This window comes from Vibrio sp. S11_S32 (assembly GCF_014694465.1).
Taxonomy (GTDB): domain Bacteria; phylum Pseudomonadota; class Gammaproteobacteria; order Enterobacterales; family Vibrionaceae; genus Vibrio; species Vibrio algicola.
On record NZ_JAAUWS010000174.1, the window covers coordinates 1 to 278 of the forward strand.

A 278-nucleotide genomic window follows, 5' to 3' on the forward strand; every position below is an offset into this window, starting at 1 on the left:
TAACAGGTGCTGAAATGAACTGCTGGTGTACTGTGAGCCTCTATCACTATGGAAAAGTAAGCCTCTTTGAGGCTTACGAAGTGTAATTGCCATTTGTAATGCACGTTCAACGAGACCTACCGTCATGCGATCTGATAATGCCCAACCAATGATCCGGCGTGAATGTAAATCCATGACTACAGCCAGATACATCCAACCTTGATTGGTTCTCAGATAAGTAACATCTCCGGCCCAAATACGATTGGGCACTGTAGGATTAAATTGTTGTTTTAATATAT

The 278-nt window shown here is 42.1% G+C and carries 1 protein-coding gene; it reads right to left on the reverse strand.

Features of this window, described 5'->3' with window-relative positions; all coding sequences use genetic code 11:
• Window positions 1-278, reverse strand: a 278-nt coding sequence (locus HC723_RS17165) for a DDE-type integrase/transposase/recombinase (protein ID WP_190339966.1), incomplete at both ends; no start/stop codon positions are given.